The 256-nt window shown below is 68.4% G+C and carries 1 pseudogene; it reads left to right on the forward strand.

The features are described from left to right. Positions 1–256, forward strand: a pseudogene (locus tag KVS67_RS12300) (ubiquinol-cytochrome C reductase); the annotation flags it as partial.

The following is a 256-nucleotide window of genomic DNA, read 5'->3' on the forward strand; positions in this document are numbered from 1 at the left end:
AGCGTCTGCGCCACACCATGTGGGCCGAGGGCGTGCGCCTCGTGCGTGTCCCCACCGGCTCCCCCATCAAGGCCTCGGACGTCACGCTCGGCACGGCCGTGCACGTCATCCCCGACGGCCTGAACGATCTGGGCCCCGACAAGCTCAACCAGAAGGCCAAGGCCGACGTCCTGCTCATGCGCCTGGACCCCGCCAAGGAGAAGAACACCCCGGGACGCGAGGACTGGAACCGGGACGGCATCTACGCCTACTCCAA

Source organism: Micrococcus sp. GbtcB5 (assembly GCF_019091605.1).
Lineage (GTDB): Bacteria > Actinomycetota > Actinomycetes > Actinomycetales > Micrococcaceae > Micrococcus > Micrococcus luteus.